The 24,225-nt window shown below is 38.1% G+C and carries 14 protein-coding genes and 2 pseudogenes; 13 read left to right on the top strand and 3 right to left on the bottom strand.

Annotated features, from left to right (window positions below; all coding sequences use genetic code 11):
• The first annotated feature begins 193 nt into the window (after positions 1-193).
• The 3 genes from NST05_RS08340 (at position 194) to NST05_RS08330 (ending at position 12,288) form a co-directional block, all read left to right on the top strand.
• Positions 194-7,705, top strand: a complete 7,512-nt coding sequence (locus NST05_RS08340) for a mucin-binding protein (RefSeq protein ID WP_340742980.1) — start codon at positions 194-196, stop codon at positions 7,703-7,705.
• Between the two features lie 1,046 nt (positions 7,706-8,751).
• Positions 8,752-10,488 (top strand): ABC transporter ATP-binding protein, encoded by a 1,737-nt coding sequence (locus NST05_RS08335; RefSeq protein WP_084828569.1) that lies wholly within the window; start codon positions 8,752-8,754, stop codon positions 10,486-10,488.
• 12 nt (positions 10,489-10,500) lie between these two features.
• Complete coding sequence (locus tag NST05_RS08330; protein ID WP_011680872.1) at positions 10,501-12,288, top strand: ABC transporter ATP-binding protein; 1,788 nt, start codon at positions 10,501-10,503, stop codon at positions 12,286-12,288.
• 97 nt (positions 12,289-12,385) lie between these two features.
• On the opposite strand, the gene queA is transcribed toward NST05_RS08330, so the two are convergent.
• On the bottom strand, positions 12,386-13,429 hold the full coding sequence (gene queA, locus NST05_RS08325) for a tRNA preQ1(34) S-adenosylmethionine ribosyltransferase-isomerase QueA (RefSeq protein WP_011680873.1): 1,044 nt from the start codon (positions 13,427-13,429) through the stop codon (positions 12,386-12,388).
• Positions 13,430-13,578: 149 nt separating this feature from the next.
• On the opposite strand from queA, the gene NST05_RS08320 reads away from it, so the two are divergent.
• Positions 13,579-14,280, top strand: a complete 702-nt coding sequence (locus tag NST05_RS08320; RefSeq protein ID WP_024704019.1) for a glucosamine-6-phosphate deaminase — start codon at positions 13,579-13,581, stop codon at positions 14,278-14,280.
• 165 nt (positions 14,281-14,445) lie between these two features.
• On the opposite strand, the gene NST05_RS08315 is transcribed toward NST05_RS08320, so the two are convergent.
• Both NST05_RS08315 and NST05_RS08310 read right to left on the bottom strand, forming a co-directional pair.
• Positions 14,446-15,741 carry a sensor histidine kinase gene (locus tag NST05_RS08315; RefSeq protein WP_340742979.1) on the bottom strand — a complete coding sequence of 432 codons (1,296 nt, stop codon included), beginning with the start codon at positions 15,739-15,741 and terminating at the stop codon, positions 14,446-14,448.
• Positions 15,741-16,451, bottom strand: coding sequence for a LytR/AlgR family response regulator transcription factor (locus tag NST05_RS08310; RefSeq protein ID WP_064355462.1), 711 nt, complete (start codon positions 16,449-16,451; stop codon positions 15,741-15,743). Before NST05_RS08310 ends, NST05_RS08315 begins: the two co-directional genes overlap by 1 nt.
• 332 nt (positions 16,452-16,783) lie before the next feature.
• Between NST05_RS08310 and NST05_RS08305 the strand changes: the two are divergent.
• The 9 genes and pseudogenes from NST05_RS08305 to NST05_RS08265 all read left to right on the top strand — a co-directional run bounded on the left by NST05_RS08305 (position 16,784) and on the right by NST05_RS08265 (position 24,028).
• Positions 16,784-17,916 (top strand): annotated as a pseudogene (locus tag NST05_RS08305) (ThiF family adenylyltransferase).
• Complete coding sequence (locus NST05_RS08300; protein ID WP_002950066.1) at positions 17,913-18,824, top strand: ABC transporter ATP-binding protein; 912 nt, start codon at positions 17,913-17,915, stop codon at positions 18,822-18,824. The pseudogene NST05_RS08305 and the gene NST05_RS08300 overlap by 4 nt, the downstream one beginning before the upstream one ends.
• A 1-nt stretch (position 18,825) precedes the next feature.
• Positions 18,826-19,548, top strand: coding sequence for an ABC transporter permease (locus tag NST05_RS08295; protein WP_002952657.1), 723 nt, complete (start codon positions 18,826-18,828; stop codon positions 19,546-19,548).
• A gap of 188 nt (positions 19,549-19,736) precedes the next feature.
• Positions 19,737-20,720 carry an oxygen-dependent tRNA uridine(34) hydroxylase TrhO gene (gene trhO, locus NST05_RS08290; protein WP_084828571.1) on the top strand — a complete coding sequence of 328 codons (984 nt, stop codon included), beginning with the start codon at positions 19,737-19,739 and terminating at the stop codon, positions 20,718-20,720.
• Positions 20,721-20,898: 178 nt separating this feature from the next.
• The gene (locus tag NST05_RS08285) at positions 20,899-21,096 is read left to right on the top strand and encodes a helix-turn-helix transcriptional regulator (RefSeq protein ID WP_004182985.1); all 198 of its coding nucleotides are present in this window, start codon (positions 20,899-20,901) and stop codon (positions 21,094-21,096) included.
• 13 nt (positions 21,097-21,109) lie between these two features.
• A complete protein-coding gene (locus NST05_RS08280) occupies positions 21,110-21,604 on the top strand; it encodes a DUF6773 family protein (protein WP_084828572.1) in 495 nt (164 codons plus the stop codon).
• Between the two features lie 78 nt (positions 21,605-21,682).
• Positions 21,683-22,453, top strand: a complete 771-nt coding sequence (locus NST05_RS08275; protein ID WP_340742978.1) for a nucleoside phosphorylase — start codon at positions 21,683-21,685, stop codon at positions 22,451-22,453.
• Between the two features lie 84 nt (positions 22,454-22,537).
• Positions 22,538-23,229, top strand: a pseudogene (locus NST05_RS08270) (VIT1/CCC1 transporter family protein).
• Between the two features lie 79 nt (positions 23,230-23,308).
• Positions 23,309-24,028 carry a 16S rRNA pseudouridine(516) synthase gene (locus NST05_RS08265; RefSeq protein WP_011680884.1) on the top strand — a complete coding sequence of 240 codons (720 nt, stop codon included), beginning with the start codon at positions 23,309-23,311 and terminating at the stop codon, positions 24,026-24,028.
• The last annotated feature ends 197 nt before the right edge of the window (positions 24,029-24,225 follow it).

Raw genomic sequence — 24,225 nt, 5'->3', positions numbered from 1 at the left:
TGTTTACACATAATTATTGACAGTATCGGAAAATTTGCTTATAATACGGAAGTGTGATACGATTAAATTATTTTCAAAGTATATAGTTTCGGCATAAAAACATTGTTACATTAAATTTTAAAATTATCGTTTTTTTTTTAAAAAATTAAGTATTTTGAAAAATAAAACAATTTATAAGGGGGTTATTACTCATATGCGAGGGAAACAACAAGATTTTCGAACAGAGAAGTACATTCGTTACGGTATTCGTAAGTTCAGCTTTGGAGCAGCATCAGTAGCAATTGCTGTTGGTTTAATGTTCTTAGGTAATGGCGTAGTATCAGCGACGGAAGTACAATCAGCTGAAACAGCTATTACAACATCTGCTTCTAGTCAAGGTGACAAGGAGACGGAAAAGGCTGAGCCTAAAGCAGAAACAGTAGAAACTGTGAAGCCAGAAACTGTGAGTCCAGAGACTATAAAGCCAGAAACTGTGAATCCAGAGACTGTGAAGCCAGAAACTGTGAATCCAGAGACTGTGAATTCAGAGACTATGAAGCCAGAAACTGTGAATCCAGAAACTGAAAAAGCTACAGAAGTGAAATCAGAAGTTGCAGCTACAAAGGCAGCAACTAAAGCAACTCTAGCGAATACAGATGCTAGTCAAGCCGATGTAGATGCACAAGCAGAAACTGTATCAGCTTTGAGCACAGCTGTAACTGAATCAAATACTGCTGAAAAGAAATTAAGACCAACTGAAATTTATACAACTAATGGTACTCCAGGTACCGCCGGCACTGCAGTTAAGACAAATGCAAAGTATGCAAATTCTGTGGAAACAGTGGATAATAACAAGCGTGGTAATAGAGAGAATACAGATTCTATTAACCAAAGACGAAGAGTCAAAAGAAGTGCAATAGATACAACTAAGTTTGCTCAAAACTACGATAGAAAGGTATTGTCAGGTTCAGTTACCAATACGGGTTTCTCAGTTAGTGATCCAGATTATCCATCTGGAATGTGGATTGATCCAGATAAATCTCATTACAGTTATGAATGGGTGCAAACATATTATGGAAACCAGATTGTTCTTTCAACTAATCGAACGGGCGATGGAATTGTTTATGTAACGGAATTATCGCCATCAAATAAAGTTTTAAAACAATACACTTTAAATCAAAATACTAAGGTACCATCTGCTGTATTTGATAGTATTACCTACTATAATGATACTTATTATGCGATGGTTGAAAGTTTAAGAGATCCTCTTGCTGTTAAATATATTGTTAGTAAATATGATACTGGCTACTACAATAAACTATCCTATATGGTACCCAAATTGATCACACAAACAACCTATTTTGTTGATAAAGATGGCAAGCAAATCACCGACAGTAATGGTAATCCGGTTGTTCCTTATACACAAAAAGGGTTAGTTGGCCAAAAATATACGACGAGTCCCATACTTATAAATGGTTACTATGCTACTGCACCTTCTAATTCAAATGGCGTTATGTCACCATTCGGAGAGATTGGTGCTAGTTATGTTAAAGACTTTCATGATGGAATAGTTGTTACTTACACTCAGACTGGTTCAGATGGAACAATGTCTGCTTCAATTGCTCAAGATGGAAAAGTTCTCAAGACATATACAAATATAAAGCCCTCAGATCCTGTGATAAAGTATCAAGTAGGTTATACGACAGTCGCAATTAAAAATCCATATATTCCACAAACCTCTGATGTTAAGTATGTTTACAGAAAGCTCGGCAACTGGGTCGTCTCTAATCCTGATGGCTCGACAAAATCAATTATTTATCCCAATGATCCTATTGACCCTACTAAGATTGCTGATTCATCTGTGCCTGGTTACCCGTTTATTGATTTTCTTCCTGGCTATACACCTAAAGACCATATGGGGACTCCTTTGGTGCCAGTTGATCCCGATGACCGTACTAAGGGCTATATTCCGCCAATACCTTCTGATATTGGTAAAGATACAACGATCACCTATACAGCAGATACTCAAAAAGCAACAGTAACTTATGTTGTAGAAGGAACAGGAACAGTACTTCACACAGATAACCTAGAAGGTAAATCTGGAGAACCAATTGATTACTCAACAGTAGCTAAGCTTGCTGAACTTAAAGCTCTAGGGTATGACCTCGTAACTGATGGATTCACAACAGCTACAGATAAGAACTTCGATAAAGATACGAAAGTAGATCAAAGCTTTGTAGTAACGGTTAAACCACACGTTGAACCAATCAAACCAGTAGATCCAGAAAATCCAAATGATCCAAATAAACCAAAACCAGGTGATCCAATCGATCCTAACAACCCTGATGGACCAAAATGGACAGAAGATCTCATTAAACAGATTGATACAACTCGCCACGTGAACCGTACAATCACATCCGTTAACGAAAAAGGTGAGGAAGTAGCTCAGAAAGTAACAGATAAAGTTACATTCACTCGTGAAGGTAAGATTAATTCTGTAACAGGTGAAATCACTTACGGCAACTGGACAGCTAAAGATGGAGATACAACATTCGATAAAGTTGAATCACCAGTAGTTCAAGGCTACATCCTGAAAGATGCTAAACAAAAAGAAGTAGCAGCTACAACAGGATTAACGGTAGACTCTAAAGATGAAAATATCGAAGTTGTCTACACTAAACTTGGTTCATGGGTACCAAAAGTACCAGAAGGATTCGAGGAACCAAAACTTGATAAACCTCAATATCCAAACGATCCAACAGATCCAACAAAACCAGGAACACCAACAACAGTGATTCCTCAAGTGCCAGGAACAACTCCAAAAGATTCAAATGGAAACCCACTGAAACCAGTAGATCCAAACGATCCAAGTAAAGGATATGTTCCACCAACACCTGAAAACCCAACAGAAGATACTGTAATCACTTATGAGAAAGATTCTCAAAAAGCAACAGTAACTTATGTTGTAGAAGGAACAGGAACAGTACTTCACACAGATAACCTAGAAGGTAAATCTGGAGAACCAATTGATTACTCAACAGTAGCTAAGCTTGCTGAACTTAAAGCTCTAGGGTATGACCTCGTAACTGATGGATTCACAACAGCTACAGATAAGAACTTCGATAAAGATACGAAAGTAGATCAAAGCTTTGTAGTAACGGTTAAACCACACGTTGAACCAATCAAACCAGTAGATCCAGAAAATCCAAATGATCCAAATAAACCAAAACCAGGTGATCCAATCGATCCTAACAACCCTGATGGACCAAAATGGACAGAAGATCTCATTAAACAGATTGATACAACTCGCCACGTGAACCGTACAATCACATCCGTTAACGAAAAAGGTGAGGAAGTAGCTCAGAAAGTAACAGATAAAGTTACATTCACTCGTGAAGGTAAGATTAATTCTGTAACAGGTGAAATCACTTACGGCAACTGGACAGCTAAAGATGGAGATACAACATTCGATAAAGTTGAATCACCAGTAGTTCAAGGCTACATCCTGAAAGATGCTAAACAAAAAGAAGTAGCAGCTACAACAGGATTAACGGTAGACTCTAAAGATGAAAATATCGAAGTTGTCTACACTAAACTTGGTTCATGGGTACCAAAAGTACCAGAAGGATTCGAGGAACCAAAACTTGATAAACCTCAATATCCAAACGATCCAACAGATCCAACAAAACCAGGAACACCAACAACAGTGATTCCTCAAGTGCCAGGAACAACTCCAAAAGATTCAAATGGAAACCCACTGAAACCAGTAGATCCAAACGATCCAAGTAAAGGATATGTTCCACCAACACCTGAAAACCCAACAGAAGATACTGTAATCACTTATGAGAAAGATTCTCAAAAAGCAACAGTAACTTATGTTGTAGAAGGAACAGGAACAGTACTTCACACAGATAACCTAGAAGGTAAATCTGGAGAACCAATTGATTACTCAACAGTAGCTAAGCTTGCTGAACTTAAAGCTCTAGGGTATGACCTCGTAACTGATGGATTCACAACAGCTACAGATAAGAACTTCGATAAAGATACGAAAGTAGATCAAAGCTTTGTAGTAACGGTTAAACCACACGTTGAACCAATCAAACCAGTAGATCCAGAAAATCCAAATGATCCAAATAAACCAAAACCAGGTGATCCAATCGATCCTAACAACCCTGATGGACCAAAATGGACAGAAGATCTCATTAAACAGATTGATACAACTCGCCACGTGAACCGTACAATCACATCCGTTAACGAAAAAGGTGAGGAAGTAGCTCAGAAAGTAACAGATAAAGTTACATTCACTCGTGAAGGTAAGATTAATTCTGTAACAGGTGAAATCACTTACGGCAACTGGACAGCTAAAGATGGAGATACAACATTCGATAAAGTTGAATCACCAGTAGTTCAAGGCTACATCCTGAAAGATGCTAAACAAAAAGAAGTAGCAGCTACAACAGGATTAACGGTAGACTCTAAAGATGAAAATATCGAAGTTGTCTACACTAAACTTGGTTCATGGGTACCAAAAGTACCAGAAGGATTCGAGGAACCAAAACTTGATAAACCTCAATATCCAAACGATCCAACAGATCCAACAAAACCAGGAACACCAACAACAGTGATTCCTCAAGTGCCAGGAACAACTCCAAAAGATTCAAATGGAAACCCACTGAAACCAGTAGATCCAAACGATCCAAGTAAAGGATATGTTCCACCAACACCTGAAAACCCAACAGAAGATACTGTAATCACTTATGAGAAAGATTCTCAAAAAGCAACAGTAACTTATGTTGTAGAAGGAACAGGAACAGTACTTCACACAGATAACCTAGAAGGTAAATCTGGAGAACCAATTGATTACTCAACAGTAGCTAAGCTTGCTGAACTTAAAGCTCTAGGGTATGACCTCGTAACTGATGGATTCACAACAGCTACAGATAAGAACTTCGATAAAGATACGAAAGTAGATCAAAGCTTTGTAGTAACGGTTAAACCACACGTTGAACCAATCAAACCAGTAGATCCAGAAAATCCAAATGATCCAAATAAACCAAAACCAGGTGATCCAATCGATCCTAACAACCCTGATGGACCAAAATGGACAGAAGATCTCATTAAACAGATTGATACAACTCGCCACGTGAACCGTACAATCACATCCGTTAACGAAAAAGGTGAGGAAGTAGCTCAGAAAGTAACAGATAAAGTTACATTCACTCGTGAAGGTAAGATTAATTCTGTAACAGGTGAAATCACTTACGGCAACTGGACAGCTAAAGATGGAGATACAACATTCGATAAAGTTGAATCACCAGTAGTTCAAGGCTACATCCTGAAAGATGCTAAACAAAAAGAAGTAGCAGCTACAACAGGATTAACGGTAGACTCTAAAGATGAAAATATCGAAGTTGTCTACACTAAACTTGGTTCATGGGTACCAAAAGTACCAGAAGGATTCGAGGAACCAAAACTTGATAAACCTCAATATCCAAACGATCCAACAGATCCAACAAAACCAGGAACACCAACAACAGTGATTCCTCAAGTGCCAGGAACAACTCCAAAAGATTCAAATGGAAACCCACTGAAACCAGTAGATCCAAACGATCCAAGTAAAGGATATGTTCCACCAACACCTGAAAACCCAACAGAAGATACTGTAATCACTTATGAGAAAGATTCTCAAAAAGCAACAGTAACTTATGTTGTAGAAGGAACAGGAACAGTACTTCACACAGATAACCTAGAAGGTAAATCTGGAGAACCAATTGATTACTCAACAGTAGCTAAGCTTGCTGAACTTAAAGCTCTAGGGTATGACCTCGTAACTGATGGATTCACAACAGCTACAGATAAGAACTTCGATAAAGATACGAAAGTAGATCAAAGCTTTGTAGTAACGGTTAAACCACACGTTGAACCAATCAAACCAGTAGATCCAGAAAATCCAAATGATCCAAATAAACCAAAACCAGGTGATCCAATCGATCCTAACAACCCTGATGGACCAAAATGGACAGAAGATCTCATTAAACAGATTGATACAACTCGCCACGTGAACCGTACAATCACATCCGTTAACGAAAAAGGTGAGGAAGTAGCTCAGAAAGTAACAGATAAAGTTACATTCACTCGTGAAGGTAAGATTAATTCTGTAACAGGTGAAATCACTTACGGCAACTGGACAGCTAAAGATGGAGATACAACATTCGATAAAGTTGAATCACCAGTAGTTCAAGGCTACATCCTGAAAGATGCTAAACAAAAAGAAGTAGCAGCTACAACAGGATTAACGGTAGACTCTAAAGATGAAAATATCGAAGTTGTCTACACTAAACTTGGTTCATGGGTACCAAAAGTACCAGAAGGATTCGAGGAACCAAAACTTGATAAACCTCAATATCCAAACGATCCAACAGATCCAACAAAACCAGGAACACCAACAACAGTGATTCCTCAAGTGCCAGGAACAACTCCAAAAGATTCAAATGGAAACCCACTGAAACCAGTAGATCCAAACGATCCAAGTAAAGGATATGTTCCACCAACACCTGAAAACCCAACAGAAGATACTGTAATCACTTATGAGAAAGATTCTCAAAAAGCAACAGTAACTTATGTTGTAGAAGGAACAGGAACAGTACTTCACACAGATAACCTAGAAGGTAAATCTGGAGAACCAATTGATTACTCAACAGTAGCTAAGCTTGCTGAACTTAAAGCTCTAGGGTATGACCTCGTAACTGATGGATTCACAACAGCTACAGATAAGAACTTCGATAAAGATACGAAAGTAGATCAAAGCTTTGTAGTAACGGTTAAACCACACGTTGAACCAATCAAACCAGTAGATCCAGAAAATCCAAATGATCCAAATAAACCAAAACCAGGTGATCCAATCGATCCTAACAACCCTGATGGACCAAAATGGACAGAAGATCTCATTAAACAGATTGATACAACTCGCCACGTGAACCGTACAATCACATCCGTTAACGAAAAAGGTGAGGAAGTAGCTCAGAAAGTAACAGATAAAGTTACATTCACTCGTGAAGGTAAGATTAATTCTGTAACAGGTGAAATCACTTACGGCAACTGGACAGCTAAAGATGGAGATACAACATTCGATAAAGTTGAATCACCAGTAGTTCAAGGCTACATCCTGAAAGATGCTAAACAAAAAGAAGTAGCAGCTACAACAGGATTAACGGTAGACTCTAAAGATGAAAATATCGAAGTTGTCTACACTAAACTTGGTTCATGGGTACCAAAAGTACCAGAAGGATTCGAGGAACCAAAACTTGATAAACCTCAATATCCAAACGATCCAACAGATCCAACAAAACCAGGAACACCAACAACAGTGATTCCTCAAGTGCCAGGAACAACTCCAAAAGATTCAAATGGAAACCCACTGAAACCAGTAGATCCAAACGATCCAAGTAAAGGATATGTTCCACCAACACCTGAAAACCCAACAGAAGATACACCAATCAACTATGTTCCAGTACCACAACCTGTAAGACCTACAGATAATGGAGATAATAATGGAACTCCAACAACTGCAGCTCAACCAGCATCACCTTCTACACCTCAATATATGGATGGCAAACGTGAACTTCCAAATACAGGTACAGAAGATAATGCTAGCCTAGCAGCACTTGGACTTCTCGGAGTATTGAGTGGATTTGGTCTTGTAGCTCGTAAGAAGAAAGAAGATTAATCTTTCTAATTGATACGATTTGTTTGCAATGAACATATCTTCCTTAAAACTGATGAATCGAATGATTCATCAGTTTTTTTACTTTATCTATGAAAGGAATATGTGCACATTGAACTAAAGGAAGTATATGTAATTTAATTGAAATAAAATTATACTAATTTATTCTTGGTAAAAATACAAAAATATATAATCTCTTCAGGAAACTAAACTGAAAATTGAATTCTTAATTTATTATAATAAATATCATATATTGAGTGTAATTGGGATGGCTATAAACCTTATAAAAAGCTTCTCAACGCCTATGAAACACTTTAAAAAGTTGAATATGGAAATTAGTATTCTAAGTAGCAAGCAAAGATGGTTGCTGGATTGCGTAAAATTGATTTAGACGATGTAACTTTAGAAGTATTAACTAATTGGCGTGAGTTCAAGTGTAAAATGACGAAGATGATTATGTTTTAGCTCGATTTGGCAATCCCATATTTAAATCAATTATTTGCCGTATTATTAAACGACAGGCTGAGATTGTGGATGTTTAAAGGATTCCTAGAAAAGGCTTGAGTTATAGTCATTCATATTATCTTCTTAATGTTCCTAAGATATGTCCCCTATATGTTTCACATAGACTAGGTCACACTGATAAATCAGTGACTTAAAATGCTTATAGTCTTTGGTATCATAATGATGTAATCGGGATTCTGGAAAGATCACTCAAAATATTTTACAATCAAATATTCTTTAGTATCCTTCCAAAAAATTGTCAAAATATAAATTCATTAAATAAATTCAGCAATATCAGTAATTAGAATCAGTCTGCTTTAGTTACTCTTAAAATAATAAGGTGACGACTCAAGTCGCTTAATAGAAAAAAACAGGGTGTAAGTCCTGCTTTTTTCTATTGCTTTTAATATTTTCATTTGTTAGAATGTAGGTAATTTGCGTGCTTGTCACGCCCTTTTTATGTGCTTTTTAAGGTTTCGGAAGTTAGTATCGATTCTTGTGAACCTAAAAGTATTGCTAAATGAAGAAGAAAAGGAGGGGAATTTATGTCTTATATTTGGTCTTATCTCAGGCGTTATCCTAAGTGGCTAGCGATGAATTTTACGGCAGCCATTTTATTTGTTATTGCTAACTTGGGCTTGCCGACTGTTCTTGCCAGAATGATTGATGAGGGAATAAACCGTGGTGATGTTGATAAGCTTTACGCTTATGCTTGGGTCATGTTTGGTGTAGTTTTGACTGGGATTGTTGGTCGTATACTTCTGTCCTATGCGGTTGGTAAGTTGACCACTACTATGGTGCAAGTCATGCGTAATGACATTTATGCTAAGCTTCAGGAGTATTCTCACCACGAGTATGAGCAGATAGGGGTATCCTCTTTGGTGACTCGTATCACGTCGGATGCTTTTGTGCTTATGCAGTTTGCGGATCAGGTTCTTAAGCTAGGGGTTATCACTCCTTTGATGATGGTTTCCAGTGTCTTCTTGATTTTGACGACAAGTCCATCTTTGGCTTGGATTGTGGCAATCTCCTTGCCTTTCCTAGCCGTAGTTGTCTGGTATGTGGCGGTAAAAACGCGTCCGCTTTCTGAAAAACAACAGGCAACTCTCGACAAGATTAACCAGTATGCTCGTGAAAATCTGACTGGACTTCGTGTCATCCGAGCTTTCGCTAGAGAAGATTTTCAAGAGAAGAAGTTCGCTTCTGAAAATGCTGTCTATGCGGATAATTCAAGCAAACTTTTCAAATTGACTGGTTTGACCGAGCCACTTTTTGTACAAATCATTATCGCTATGATTGTGGCTATTGTTTGGTTTGCTCTTGAGCCATTAGGTTCTGGGACTTTAGCAATCGGTGACTTGGTTGCCTTTATTGAGTACAGCTTCCATGCACTATTGTCCTTCCTTTTCCTAGCCAATCTCTTTACCATGTATCCTCGTACGGCGGTGTCTAGTGAACGTCTGCAGGAAATTATGGACATGCCGATTTCTATCAATCCAAATGAAGATGGCGTGACAGAAACCGAGACTAGGGGATATTTGGAATTTGACAATGTGACCTTTGCCTATCCCGGTGAAACTGAAAGTCCTGTCCTACACAACATTTCTTTCAAGGCTAGACCAGGTGAAACCATTGCCTTTATCGGATCTACGGGTTCAGGAAAATCATCACTTGTACAGTTGATTCCACGCTTTTATGATGTAACACTTGGACGCATTCTTGTTGATGGTGTAGATGTCCGTGACTACAATCTTAAGGCTCTTCGTCGTAAGATTGGCTTTATCCCACAAAAAGCCCTACTCTTTACAGGGACTATCGGTGAAAATATCCGTTATGGTAAGGAAAATGCCAGTCATGAAGAATTGAATCAAGCCACTGATGTGGCTCAAGCCAAGGAATTTATCGAAAGTAAGGAAGAACGCTATGATTCTCACTTGGCTGAGGGTGGTAGCAACCTTTCTGGTGGACAGAAGCAGCGTTTGTCAATTGCACGTGCTGTGGTTAAACGTCCTGACCTTTACATCTTTGATGATTCCTTCTCTGCCTTGGACTACAAGACTGATGCGACCTTGCGCCGTCGTCTAAAAGAAGTGACCCAGGATGCGACAGTCTTGATTGTGGCTCAACGTGTGGGAACCATTATGGATGCAGATCAGATTATCGTTCTTGATAAGGGTGAAATTGTTGGTCGTGGCCGTCACGAAGAGCTCATGGAAAGTAATGAGATTTACCGTGAGATTGCTAATTCACAATTTAATCAAAAGAGTCTTACGGAAGACTAGAAGGAGGTGAAAATGAAGGATAATAAAAAGAAAACAACTCATTCCTCAAGTTTTGGCCGCCTTTGGTCATACTTGCAGGTTTATCGTTTCCCACTTTACTTAGCTATTTTCCTGAAAATTATTAGTGTCATCATGAGTGTTATTGAGCCGGTGGTCATTGGTTTAGCCATTACGGAACTGACTAAAAATACACTGGACATCATTAAGGGGGTAGCAGGTGCTCATATCAACGTGTCCTACGTTGGTTTAGTTTTGGTCTTTTACCTCTTGCGTGGTCTCATCTATGAGTTGGCTTCTTACTATTCCAACTATTTTATGACCAATGCTGTGCAAGCAACGGTTCAGGATATGCGAAATGAGATGATTGAGAAAATCAATCGTACCTCAGTGTCATACTTTGATAAGCAACAATTTGGAGACCTTTTGGGTCGCTTTACTAGTGACGTCGAGACAGTTTCAAATGCCTTGCAGCAGTCATTCTTGCAGGTTGTCAACGCCATCTTTACTCTAGCCTTGGTTATTGGGACAGTGCTTTACCTTAATCTTCAGTTGGGAGCTGTGTTTGTTATCACTATTCCGATTTCTTACTTTGGTGCTCGCTTCATTATGAGTAAGTCTCAACCTTACTTTAAGCAGCAGGCTGATGCCCTAGGTACTCTTAACGGTTTTGTTCAGGAAAATCTGACTGGTTTCAATGTGATTAAACTTTTTGGGCGTGAGGGTAGATCATTAGACGACTTTAAAGAAATTACGGAAGACCTTCAAAAGGTAGGTTTTAAGGCCAATTTCATTTCAGGCCTCATGATGCCTTTCCTTAATGGTTTATCTGACTTGACCTATCTAATTGTTGCCGTCCTAGGTGGTTTGCAAGTCTTGGCTGGTCGCTTGACGATTGGTAATATGCAGGCTTTCGTTCAGTACGTTTGGCAGATTAATCAACCTATTCAGAACTTGACTCAGCTGGCTGGACAATTGCAGAGTGCTAAATCTTCCTTGGACCGTATTTTCCAACTGATGAATGAACCAGACGAGGCTAATGATGCTACTGAGGTGCTTGAAGGAGATTTAACTGGTCAAGTTATCTTTAATCATGTGGACTTCCAGTATGTAGCTGATAAACCTTTGATTCGTGACTTTAATCTTGAGGTTAATCCTGGTGAAATGGTGGCTATTGTCGGTCCTACCGGTGCTGGAAAATCAACTATTATCAATCTTCTCATGCGTTTCTATGATGTTACTGCAGGTTCTATCTCGGTTGATGGTCATGATATACGCAACTTGTCGCGTAAAGATTATCGTAAACAGTTTGGTATGGTGCTTCAGGATGCTTGGCTCTTTGAAGGAACTATCAAGGAAAATCTTCGTTTTGGTAATCTTGAGGCAACTGATGAAGAAATTGTTGAAGCAGCGAAGGCTGCAAATGTGGATCACTTTATCCGTACGCTGCCTGGTGGCTACAACATGGAAATAAACCAGGAATCAAGTAACATTTCACTGGGACAAAAGCAACTTTTGACCATAGCCCGTGCACTTTTGGCTGACCCTAAAATCTTGATTTTGGACGAGGCAACCTCATCAGTTGATACCCGTCTGGAACTCTTGATTCAAAAAGCCATGAAGACACTTATGCAAGGTCGAACAAGTTTTGTCATCGCTCACCGTTTATCAACAATCCAAGAAGCAGACAAGATTTTGGTCCTTAAAGATGGACAAATCATCGAACAAGGGAACCATGAATCCCTCCTTGCAGATAAAGGTTTCTATTACGATTTGTATAATAGTCAATTTGCAGAGAAATAAACAAAAAAATCCACCAGTTCATAACTGGTGGATTTTTTCTGAATGTGATGTGCAGTAAGAGAGACTTCCCCTGTAAGAGAAGTCTCAACATCACTATTTATTTTTCCGAAGGTCGTGTTACGAACATGGCATCTCCGAAACTGAAGAAGCGGTAGCGTTCTTGGACGGCGTGTTTGTAGGCCTCTAGGACGAATTCACGACCAGCAAAGGCTGAAACCAACATCACCAAGGTTGACTTTGGAAGGTGGAAGTTGGTTGAAAAGGCATCTACGACTGTGAATTGATAACCTGGTTTGATAAAGATATTGGTCCAGCCCGAGTCGGCTTGGAGTTGGCCATCATATTTATTTCCAATTGTTTCCAGTGTTCGGATTGAGGTTGTCCCTACTGCAACAATGCGACCTCCAGCAGCTTTGACACTATTGAGGGTATCGGCCGCTTCTTGGCTGAGGGTGTAAAATTCTGAGTGCATTTCATGCTCGTCGACATTATCGACAGAAACAGGTCGGAAGGTTCCTAGTCCAACGTGGAGGGTGAGGTAGACCAATTTTACGCCTTTAGCTTCAATTTTTTGAAGTAACTCAGGTGTGAAATGGAGTCCAGCTGTTGGAGCAGCGGCAGAGCCATTTTCCTTGGCATAGACCGTTTGATAACGATCGCGGTCTTCCAATTTTTCATGGATATAAGGTGGCAGTGGCATCTCGCCTAAGCTTTCCAAAACCTCAAGGAAGATACCGTCGTAGCTAAATTCTACGATACGTCCGCCGTGATCCAGTTCCTTAGTGACAGTGGCAGTCAAGCGACCATCACCAAAACTGACTTTAGCACCTACTTTAAGGCGTTTGGCTGGTTTGGCCAAAACTTCCCATTGGTCACCTTGGGTATTTTTCAAAAGGAGAAATTCTACATGGCCGTGTGTATCAGTTTTTTCACCGTAGAGGCGGGCAGGAAGCACGCGCGTATTGTTCATGACCAAGGCATCTCCAGGGTTAAGCTGATCAATGATGTGGTCGAAGTGGGTATCAGTCATTTCCCTAGTTACAGGATCAATGACTAAGAGTTTAGAGGCGTCACGTTGTTCCAATGGGGTTTGGGCAATTAGTTCTTCTGGTAGTTCAAAATCAAAATCGTTTGTATTCATTTGTTTCCTCGTTTAAAAATTTTCAGCCTTTTTATTATAGCACGATATAGGGCGACAGTCATTAAACTTATCAAGTGAAAACGCTTGACAGGAAGGTTAAAAAAGAGATAATAAAGAAAATGGTATATACCAATATTGAGGTGAATAGAATGAAAAAGATTTTAGTTAAGAATCAAGTTGAGGGAGGCAAAGTTGCCTTTGAACTTCTAAAAGAGAGCCTTACAGCGGGTGCTCAAACATTGGGATTGGCGACAGGTAGTTCCCCTATCGCCCTTTACCAAGAGATGGTTGAGAGTGACGTGGATTTTTCGGAACTTTACAGCGTCAATTTGGATGAATACGTCGGACTATCACCAGAGCATGAGCAGAGCTATCATGCCTTTATGAAGGCTCAACTCTTTGATGCCAAGCCATTTAAGGAAAGCTTCTTACCTGACGGTATGGCTGAAGATTTGGAGAAGGCGGCTAAGGATTACGATGACGTCTTGGCACAACATGTCATTGATCTGCAAATCTTAGGAATCGGAAGTAATGGGCATATTGGTTTTAATGAGCCAGGTACGCCTTTTGATAGTCAAACCCATGTGGTCGACTTGACGGATAGCACCATTGAAGCAAATAGCCGTTTCTTTGCCAGTCGTGACCAAGTCCCTACAAAGGCTATTTCAATGGGAATTGCTTCTATTATGGCTGCTAAGAAGATTATCTTGTTTGCCTATGGTGACAAGAAGGCAGATGCCATTTTCAAGATGGTCAAGGGGCCAGTGACAGAGGAAGTGCCAGCTAGTGTCTTGCAACATCATCCAGACGTGACTCTTATCTTAGATGAGGCTGCTGCTGCGAAATTGTAGGAGAAAACATGAGTCGAGCAGATGCGAGTTAGGTAATCAGAAAGTTATAGAAAAAAACAGGTTGAGCTAGTGCTACTCAACCTGTTTATTAATGAATAAACATAATATAGATTTTGACTTCAAATATTTACGTTACCTAATTATTACTCATTTTTCATCAATTACCTAAAATTCTTTAGTCGGAATAGTCCCTATTTTTATTGGTAATAAAATCTCTATTTGATATTGTCCATCTTTTATAAAGTGTTTGATATTACCTTGATATTCTTGAACAATAGCATCAATATTTCGCAACCCCCAGCCATCTTTTTGACGGGATTTACGAGTAGATTTTTCTTTCTCATCAAAATTATTTCTAATATTGATAAAAAGATTTTGTTGAAAGTATCGGATATTAAGTGATAAGTTTCTTTCTTTATTTGGTAGTCTGAGACAAGCTGCAATACTATTGTCTAGGCAGTTTCCTAATATAACAGCTAAAATATCTGGTTGAATAGATAATTCTTGTGGTACAAAGCAATCAATTTCCATTTCTATCTCATCTTTTAAATGATGTAGTTTTTGATTAAGTAAAAAATTAATAGTTTGATTTTTAGAGTAGAAAGTTTGTTCACCTACTATACTATCTGTTAATGAATAAAGATAATCTTTTGCCTCTTCAGGATTTTTCTCTAAAAGCGATAAAAGAGTTAAATGTTTATTTTTTAAGTCATGCCGAAGGCTTTGGAGACGTTGATATTCTTCTTGAGATTGTTGTATTTCTCGAACTTGGAACTGTAATTGTTCTTTTTCCAATTGGTTTTGGTAATATTGCTGCTGTTGACGAGCAAGGTACAGATTAAAATAAAGAGAGGAGAGAGTTAATACAATGAGAGATGAGAGAGAAATGATTGACAGGTAATCTGCTCCAAATACCCCTCCTTGAATGGCAGATATTGTAAAAGCAAAGAAAATAGATAAAAGAGGCACGATAAACTGATAAAGCCAGTTTCCCTTAGAAGTAGCAATACGAAGCCTTTGATGGGATAGGAGAAGCTTTCGTAAGATAAGAGTTATTCCTGTAGATAAGAAGAAACTTATTCCGAGATACAAACTAATAGCTTCTAAATTTTTTGATAGTTCCCCTAAAGGTAAAATTAGTTGGATTCCTTGGTTTAGGACAGCTCCTGCTAACAAACTTAGACTAGTTTGTAAAAGAATCCAAAAGGAAGACTGGCGAATAGGATAATCAAAATTGAGACCGATTAGATAGTATTCTAAAATGTTTAGAAGGAGATTACTGACCAAAAAAATACGACTTTCAGAGAATAGGAACACGAGTTCCCCATGAAAAATCAATATGAAAAAAAGGGCTACTAAAGGCTTCTTTTTCATATTGATTTTAGACAATGGTCTATAAAATAACATACTTGCTAGAAATAAATCGTACAAGATACTGATTATTCGTAATCCTACTAACATTAAAAATGCCTTTCACTTAGATAGCTGTAATACTTTTCTTTAAAAGAAAACTGAAACTTTCTACTAATTGGGAGTAGGTGTTCTTCAGTCCCATTTAGTAAAATAGTAACTGTTTTTGAATCAAAGTCTTTGATGTATTTGGGGTTTAAAATATAGGAAGCATGAATTTGAATAAAATAATTAGGGAGTTTTTCCAAAATCTCTTTTGTTTTTAGTAGAGACTTGTAGGTACCTGTCTTTGTGTATATAAATACTGAACGTTTATCTTTCTCAAAAAATACAATATCGCTCGAAGGGACAGAATAATTGTGTTTACCAAATGAGAAGGTAAAAAGTGCTTGGCCTATATCCAAAAAACGCAAAATACGATCCAATACTTTCATTAACTTTTGAGGTTCTATCGGTTTTACGATATAGTCAAAAGTCTGAACTTCGAAGACTTGTTCCATATAATCACGATAACTTGTCACAAAAATAATAGGAATGAAAGGATTAAATTTTCTAATCTTTTGTGCTACGTCAATTCCATTGATTCCTGGCATATTGATATCCAAAAAGACACAGTGGATGTCTGGCGTCAGCTGATTTAAGAGTTTTTGTGGATTTGTATAAAGTTTTGTTTCTAGAGGAAATTTATCATAAGAAAGTAAATAATGTTCTAATTGGCTAGCATCTCTATCAGAGTCATCACAAATAGCAACTTTTAACATTGAAAACCTCCTCACTCATTTCTGTATGTTAGTTATAACGTTAAAATGGTCAATTATGACATAATTGTAAGAAAAATGTAAGTTTAGTATACAATATTCTTATTAAAGATGAAAGGAGAATTCCAAATGAAAAACATTCAAGTACGTAAGGCCGTAGCTCAAACCGAAATTAGCTGGGGTATTATTTAATTGCTTAAAAATGTTAAATAAACATATAAGCAAATGTTACCTTCGATTCTATCACGGAAAATTTTTGATAGAATTACTACAATAAGGCAAGGGGAAATTATAGAATCACCTCGTCTTTCTTTTTGAAAAATAGTGAGGAAAAAATGAAATTCCATTGTCCAAGAATAAAAGAAATATATCCTATTTATAAACTTCACGATAATTTGTTTAGGGTAGGCTCCCAAATTGGTATAACTACTGAAATCAGTGATGAGGACGATAAAATGTGGAGTTTAGTTAATATTTTAGATGGAAGGACTATTAATGACGTTGTAGATATTATTTAACTAAGTATCCAGATTTGACGGAACAAGATATAATAGGTGCTATTGAACTATTGGATAAGGAGGGGGTTATTGAAGAAGGTGCTACAATAAATTGTATTAAGGAAAGATATCATTCAAATATCTACTATTTTAGTCGCTATTTAAATAGTTTTAAAGATAGTATAGATATTCAAAAGAGACTTAATGAAACGACAGTTCTTTTATTAGGACTTGGCGGAGGAGGGTCCAATATACTAACTTTGCTATCTGGTCTAGGACCTAAAAAAATAAAAATTGTGGACTTTGATATCATTGAAAAAAGTAATCTAGGTAGGCAATTTTTATATAAGGAGGAAGACGTAGGGGCTCTTAAAACACAGATTGCCCATCAAGAAGTGTCAAAAATGAATTCTGATATCGAAGTTGAAACTCATAATTTACGTATAACATGTGTAAACGACTTGTTGCCATTATTAGACAATGTTGACATTGTTATTTGTGTTATTGATGAACCACAATATGATATTCAGCGTATTGTAAATAAAGCTGTAGTTACAAAAAATATTCCGTGTGTTTTTGGTGCAAGTCAAGTTAGTCGCGGACGTGTTTATTCTGTAGTACCCCATCAAACAGGATGTTTTGATTGTTTAAACATTCATTACACGAAAATTGATAGTCTATTCTTGGAACAATTTCGGGGTATTCGTACTGTTACTAAGAAAATTCCTACAATTGCTTATGGTCCGGCTATGTTTCAATTGACATCTGCTATTGTTGATGAGGCTGTTCGATTAATAACTAAATATGCAGAACCAATGAGTCTTAATCGCCAATACGAGATTAATTATGAAAACGGAGCGTCGTTCACACACAAACCTTGGGGACATTATCCTGATGAGTGTCCTACATGTGGTAACGGTAAGGAGGAAAATTGGGAAATCTTTTCTCAATACGGAGAAATAAAATTATGACTTTTGAAACGCTCACCATTGAAAATTTAACAAAATCATTTGATAAACAACATTTTGCTAATAACCATATCTTCTTAGAGCTAGAAGCTGCAAAAATCACAGCTCTTATAGGACATAATGGTGCTGGTAAATCAACTCTTTTAAAGCAAATGATTGGTTTTATTAAGCCTGATCAGGGAGATGTTCACTACGGAGATATTTCTTTTATACATAACCGTAAACAAGCTCGAACAATGATGAGTTATATGTCACAACAGTATGCACCTCTTGAAAAGTTAACTGTTGAGCAAAATTTAGAGATGATTGGAAGAATGAGAGGGTTAAGTACCTCAGAACTCCAAAAAGAAATTGAGCACCTTCTAGCAGATCTGGAAATAGTAGAATACCGTGATAAAAAAGGGAAGAATCTTTCAGGAGGCTTAAAACGGCTTACATCTTTTGCCATGGCATTAATTGGCTCTGCTGATATCATGCTTCTTGACGAACCAACCAACGATGTTGATCCTGTACGTCGTGAAAAACAGTGGCGATTATTACAAAAACTGGCTTATAAAGGACACACTATTATCATTGTTACCCACAATCTACTAGAAGTTGAAAAATATGCGGATAATTTTGCTCTTTTTAACCATGGTAAATTATTAAAATCTGGTCCAGTACACCAAATGTCTTATAAAAATCATTATCAAATTTCTTTCAATTTTGTTAGTAAAGAATTTTTAAGTCTATTCGAACATTTTACGATGGTCAATGGTTGTGTTTGTCAGATGGAAATTGAAGAAAGTGAATTAACACGAATACTCATTCAAGTTAAGGAAGGTATAGAAAAAGGGCTTATTTCAAACCTTTCAGTTAAGATGAAAACATTATCTATTTCCGATCTTTATAAAGAGGAGCTTGTTAACTGATATGACTCAATTTTTTTACTTACTTCGTTGGAACTATCTTCGACAAAAAAATCTATTCATTCTATTCACACTAGCTCAAGTGCTTTTGTCCGTTTCACTTCTTTTTGGGTATCCGTTGGTAATTGGTAAGATGGACACAACAACTGCTTACTATCTTGCCTCTGGATCAGTTTTAATGGGAGTTATTTCTATTGGCTGTACGATTTCATCTCCTGTTATAGCCAATGCCAAGTCAGAAGGTCATGTGGACTATATTCGAGCTTTACCTATTCCTAGAATTCTAATTTCTTTAGCTGACCTATGTATATGGTTAATTGCTATTTTACCAGGTGTATTCTTCACTTTTTTATTAGGCTGTCTTCGCTTTTCTGTCCAATTAAATTTGTCAATTTTGTCTGTTTTTGTGATGTTACTTATTTGCCTAACAATGATTAGTCTAGGATTTTCAATTGCTTATATATTTTCCCAAAATATTGTCACGCTAATGTCTCAGCTTATTTTAATGATTGGTCTTATGTTTTCACCAATCATGTATCCGGCAGGTCGTCTTCCAGATTGGTTAGATCAACTTTATTTTCTACTTCCATTTGTCCCTTCTGCGAATCTTCTTAGAGCTAGCTTTTATAGACATGGAACTGTTTCGCTTGTAGATATAGGAGTTCTTATTTTCTGGATTTTTCTGACACAACTGCTTATCTTAGGGACACTACAGAAAGAGTTGTAATACTATCTTATGGAAAACAATCTTACGAAACTCAGGTTTAGACATCTGGTACTCAGCCTTTTTCTTTTGTGACAATTCTCCTCCAAACAAATCAATTGCCTAGTCCTCTTTGATAGCGGTATAATAGTTAAGTTGATTTTATTATCAAACAACAAATATAGATATTTCATAAAGAAAGAGGAAGTACAATGGCAAAACCTATTCGAGTATTGCTTTATTATAAATACGTTCCCATCGAAAACGCTGAGCAATTTGCGGCTGACCACTTGGCTTTTTGTAAGTCAATCGGTCTAAAAGGTCGTATCTTGGTCGCTGACGAAGGGATTAATGGAACGGTTTCTGGAGACTATGAAACCACTCAAAAATACATGGACTACGTTCATAGCCTTCCAGGGATGGAGGACCTTTGGTTCAAGATTGATGAGGAAGAAGAACAAGCTTTCAAGAAGATGTTTGTTCGCTACAAGAAGGAGATTGTTCACCTTGGCTTAGAGGATAATAACTTTGATAGCGACATCAATCCACTTGAAACTACAGGTGCTTACTTGTCACCCAAAGAGTTTAAAGACGCTCTTTTGGATGAGGATACTGTTGTCCTTGATACACGTAACGACTATGAATATGACCTTGGTCACTTCCGTGGAGCCATTCGTCCTGACATTCGCAACTTCCGTGAATTGCCACAATGGGTTCGCGACCATAAGGAAGAGTTCATGGACAAGCGCGTGGTTGTTTACTGTACTGGTGGTGTCCGCTGTGAGAAATTCTCAGGTTGGATGGTCCGTGAAGGCTACAAAGATGTTGGCCAATTGCACGGTGGTATCGCAACTTACGGAAAAGATCCAGAGGTTCAAGGGGAGCTTTGGGATGGTAAGATGTATGTCTTTGACGAGCGTATTGCTGTTGATATCAACCATGTAGACCCTATCGTTGTCGGTAAGGACTGGTTCGATGGCACGTCTTGCGAACGCTATGTCAACTGTGGTAACCCATTCTGTAACCGTCGTATCCTTGCTTCAGAGGAAAATGAAGACAAATACCTCCGTGGCTGCTCACATGAATGTCGTGTTCACCCACGTAACCGTTATGTCTCTGAAAATGGTTTGAGCCAAGAAGAAGTTGTCTCACGCCTTGCGGCTATTGGTGAGAGCTTGGATGTAACACCAGCCTAAGTTTAAATAGAGAAGAAGCTGAGAGAAATCTTGGCTTTTTGTTTTGCAAATTATTTCTAAAATTATGACAGATATATATTGCAATTAGAAATATATAGTGTATAATAAAGATGAAAATAGCTGGTGAACCTAATCAATTTCGACGATAATATCAGATATGATGTAAAGGAGGGAGTATGTGGCAAAGAATTTACGTTTAAAAGCAGCTCGAGCAGAGCATGATATGACCCAGGGTGACTTGGCAGAAGCTGTAGGTGCAACAAGACAAACCATAGGTTTGATTGAAGCTGGAAAGTACAATCCCAGCCTAGCCTTATGCATTGCCATTTGCAAGACATTGGACAGGACTCTGGATCAACTGTTTTGGGAGAATTAGGAAGGAAGTAAAGATGATGAAATTCAAACTGATTAATAATAAGGTTACAGATGAACGCGAAGTAGCTCTAACTAATAAAGTTGCTGCCGAATGTTTTTACATAATGATTGCAGGGACGCTTGTATGCTTAGTTTATGGCTCCCTCTTTAACAATGGTGTCATCTCTGCTGATTACTTACTTTATCCATTGTTGATAAGTAGTATTTGGTCTATTTATAGAGCTGAACATCTTGATGTAAATGCTTTTGGTAGTTCGAGTATAACAGTCTTAGGTTGTTTACTAGTGACTGGGCTTATCACCCTTATGATAATGTCAGCTAACTATCGGTACTACCATGATGTCTATCATAACAATCCCTTGGATCCTAGATATCTCATGGCTTGGCCAATTACTTATATCATATATGCTCCCGTTGTTTTCTTTATGAATTGGTCTATCGCTGCATTGGGAAGATATGAGAGAAGACGTCTCGAAAAACAGCTGGACGATTTGGAGAATGAAGAATAAATAGTGATAGAATCAGACCATTCTTTTTGGTCTGATTTTTTTGTGTTATAATGGTTCCTAAAACTAAGGAGGTCACGTATGCTACTAACTGAATTTGATGCGAATAGACAAGCGATTATCAATCCCGAGGCCTTACATGAGCCTCTTGAAGGTTTTCCTAAAATAGCTGTATCCTGTTTTTCTCGTTTGACCTTTCAACGAATGCTTGAGATGTTTCCCCATGAACTTATCTATGAAATATCCATGGCGAATGTGGCTATTCCGATTTATAAGCTTGTTATTGATGATAATGAGTTGGCCATTTTTAATGCACCTGTAGGCGCCTCTGCCTGTGTGGGTATTTTAGAGGATATTTTTGCCTTGGGAGCTGATAAACTTGTACTTTTTGGTACTTGTGGGGTGCTTGATGAAGATATTAAAGAGACTTCTATTATTATTCCTAGTCATGCCCTTAGAGATGAAGGGACGAGTTTTCACTATGTGGAAGCCAGCGATGAGATTGCGGTAAATGTGGGTGTTTTAGACCATTTTCATTCCTATCTCAATGAACGTCAGATTTCTCATAAGGAAGGCAAGGTTTGGACAACTGATGGCATTTACCGTGAGACGAATGGTAAACTCAAAGCTAGAAAGTCAGCAGGAGCCATTTGTGTGGATATGGAGTGTTCTGCTGTTGCAGCTTTAGCAAAGTTTAGAGGTGTTGACATCTGCCACTTCTTCTATGCTGCGGACCACCTTTCTGAAGGTAATTGGGATGCCCGTAACTTGATGAATCATATGGACTTGGATGAAAAGGACAAGGTAGCTTTATTAGCTTTAGAGTTTGCGTGTGATTGGAGCAGAAATTAAAAACCTTACTTTTTAAAGTTTATTATTTGTAATCATTCTAAATAACTGTTATAATATTATTTAGAATGATTCTAAATAAGGAGTATGAAATTGGAAGATAAGAATTTTGCAGAACGTTTAAATATTTTGAGAGCAGGAGTGTTGGGGGCCAATGACGGCATCATTTCCATTGCGGGAGTGGTTATCGGTGTGGCCAGTGCGACATCAAACATCTGGTTCATCTTGATTTCTGCCTTATCAGCGATTTTTGCCGGTGCCTTTTCGATGGCAGGTGGTGAATATGTCACAGTGTGTCAACGCAAAAAGATACCGAAGAAGCGGCTGTCGCTAAGGAACAAGCCCTTTTGGATCGCTCACCTGAGTCAGCTAGAGAAAGTTTATATCAAACCTTCCTCAGTCAAGGGGATTGCGAAACAGAAGCGGAAGTTAAGGTCAATCAAGCCTTCAGTAAAAATCCTATCAAGGTCTTAGTTGAGGAAAAATATGGGGTGGATATGGAAGAAATCACCAATCCATGGCATGCTGCCGTATCTAGTTTTCTGTCCTTTTCAGTGGGATCTTTGCCTCCAACGCTAACTATCCTGCTTTTCCCAGACCCTTACCGTATTCCTATAACAGCGGTTGTGGTTGCACTGACCTTAATCTTGATTGGTTATGTTAGTGCTAAACTTGGGAAAGCACCTGTTAAACAAGCGATGTTGCGAAACTTGGCAGTAGGACTCTTGACCATGCTCGTGACCTATGTAGTTGGGCAAGTCTTCCATGTGAATGTGTAATTGTTAGTAGTATGAGTCTACCTTTTAGGTAGGCTTTTTTTGTCTACTAGACCAGACTTATCCATGGTACAATAGGGCTATGCGTTTAGATAAATTATTAGGACAGTCGGGCTATGGTTCTCGCAATCAGGTCAAGAATCTCATTCGTAGTCGTCAGGTATATGTAGATGGTGTCCTGGCGGATCGAGATAATCTTAATGTGGATGCTAGTCTTCAAACCATCATGGTTTCTGGTAAGGAACTGGAGCATGCGCCAGAAGTCTACTACCTTATGAATAAGCCGTCAGGAGTGGTGTCAGCTAGAAAGGACAAGGAACACCAAACAGTTATTGATTTGATTAGGCCTGAGGATCAGCGAGAGGGCCTTTATCCTGTGGGACGTTTGGATAGAGATACGGAAGGTTTGGTGTTGATTACCAATAATGGTCCCTTGGGCTTTGCCATGCTTCACCCACGCTATCATGTGGCTAAGACATATTATGTTGAGGTTAATGATATTCTGGGGCCTGATGCACCTGCATTTTTTGAGTCTGGTGTAGTTTTTGAAGATGGTACTGTTTGTCAATCAGCTCAGCTGGAAATTTTAAGTTCTGCGAGTGACAAGAGCTGTGCTCGAATTACGATTTCGGAAGGTAAGTTTCATCAAGTAAAAAAGATGTTTTTGGCTTATGGGGTCAAGGTGACCTATCTCAAGCGTATCTCTTTCGGAGAGTTTAAACTTGATGAAGGGATGGCAGTAGGTTCCTACCGAACCTTGACTGAAGCGGAAAAAACAATCTTGCGTACTTATTTGGGTTAGTAGCTAAGGTGCGATAGGAACTTTCAATCAGCTGATAAGACTATCTTATCGCTAGTCTTAATACAACAACACCTATAATGACAGTATTTTTTAGAGGCATAAGAAATACTTATGGAATACTATAAATATTTTTGATTTCTCAAGTATCGCTTCTGGTGGTATGATGGAATCAATTCGATTGAGAGTTTCACAAATGG

The organism is Streptococcus sp. FSL E2-3494, assembly GCF_038007085.1.
Lineage (GTDB): Bacteria > Bacillota > Bacilli > Lactobacillales > Streptococcaceae > Streptococcus > Streptococcus thermophilus.
This window is presented reverse-complemented; position numbering and strand designations above follow the sequence as displayed.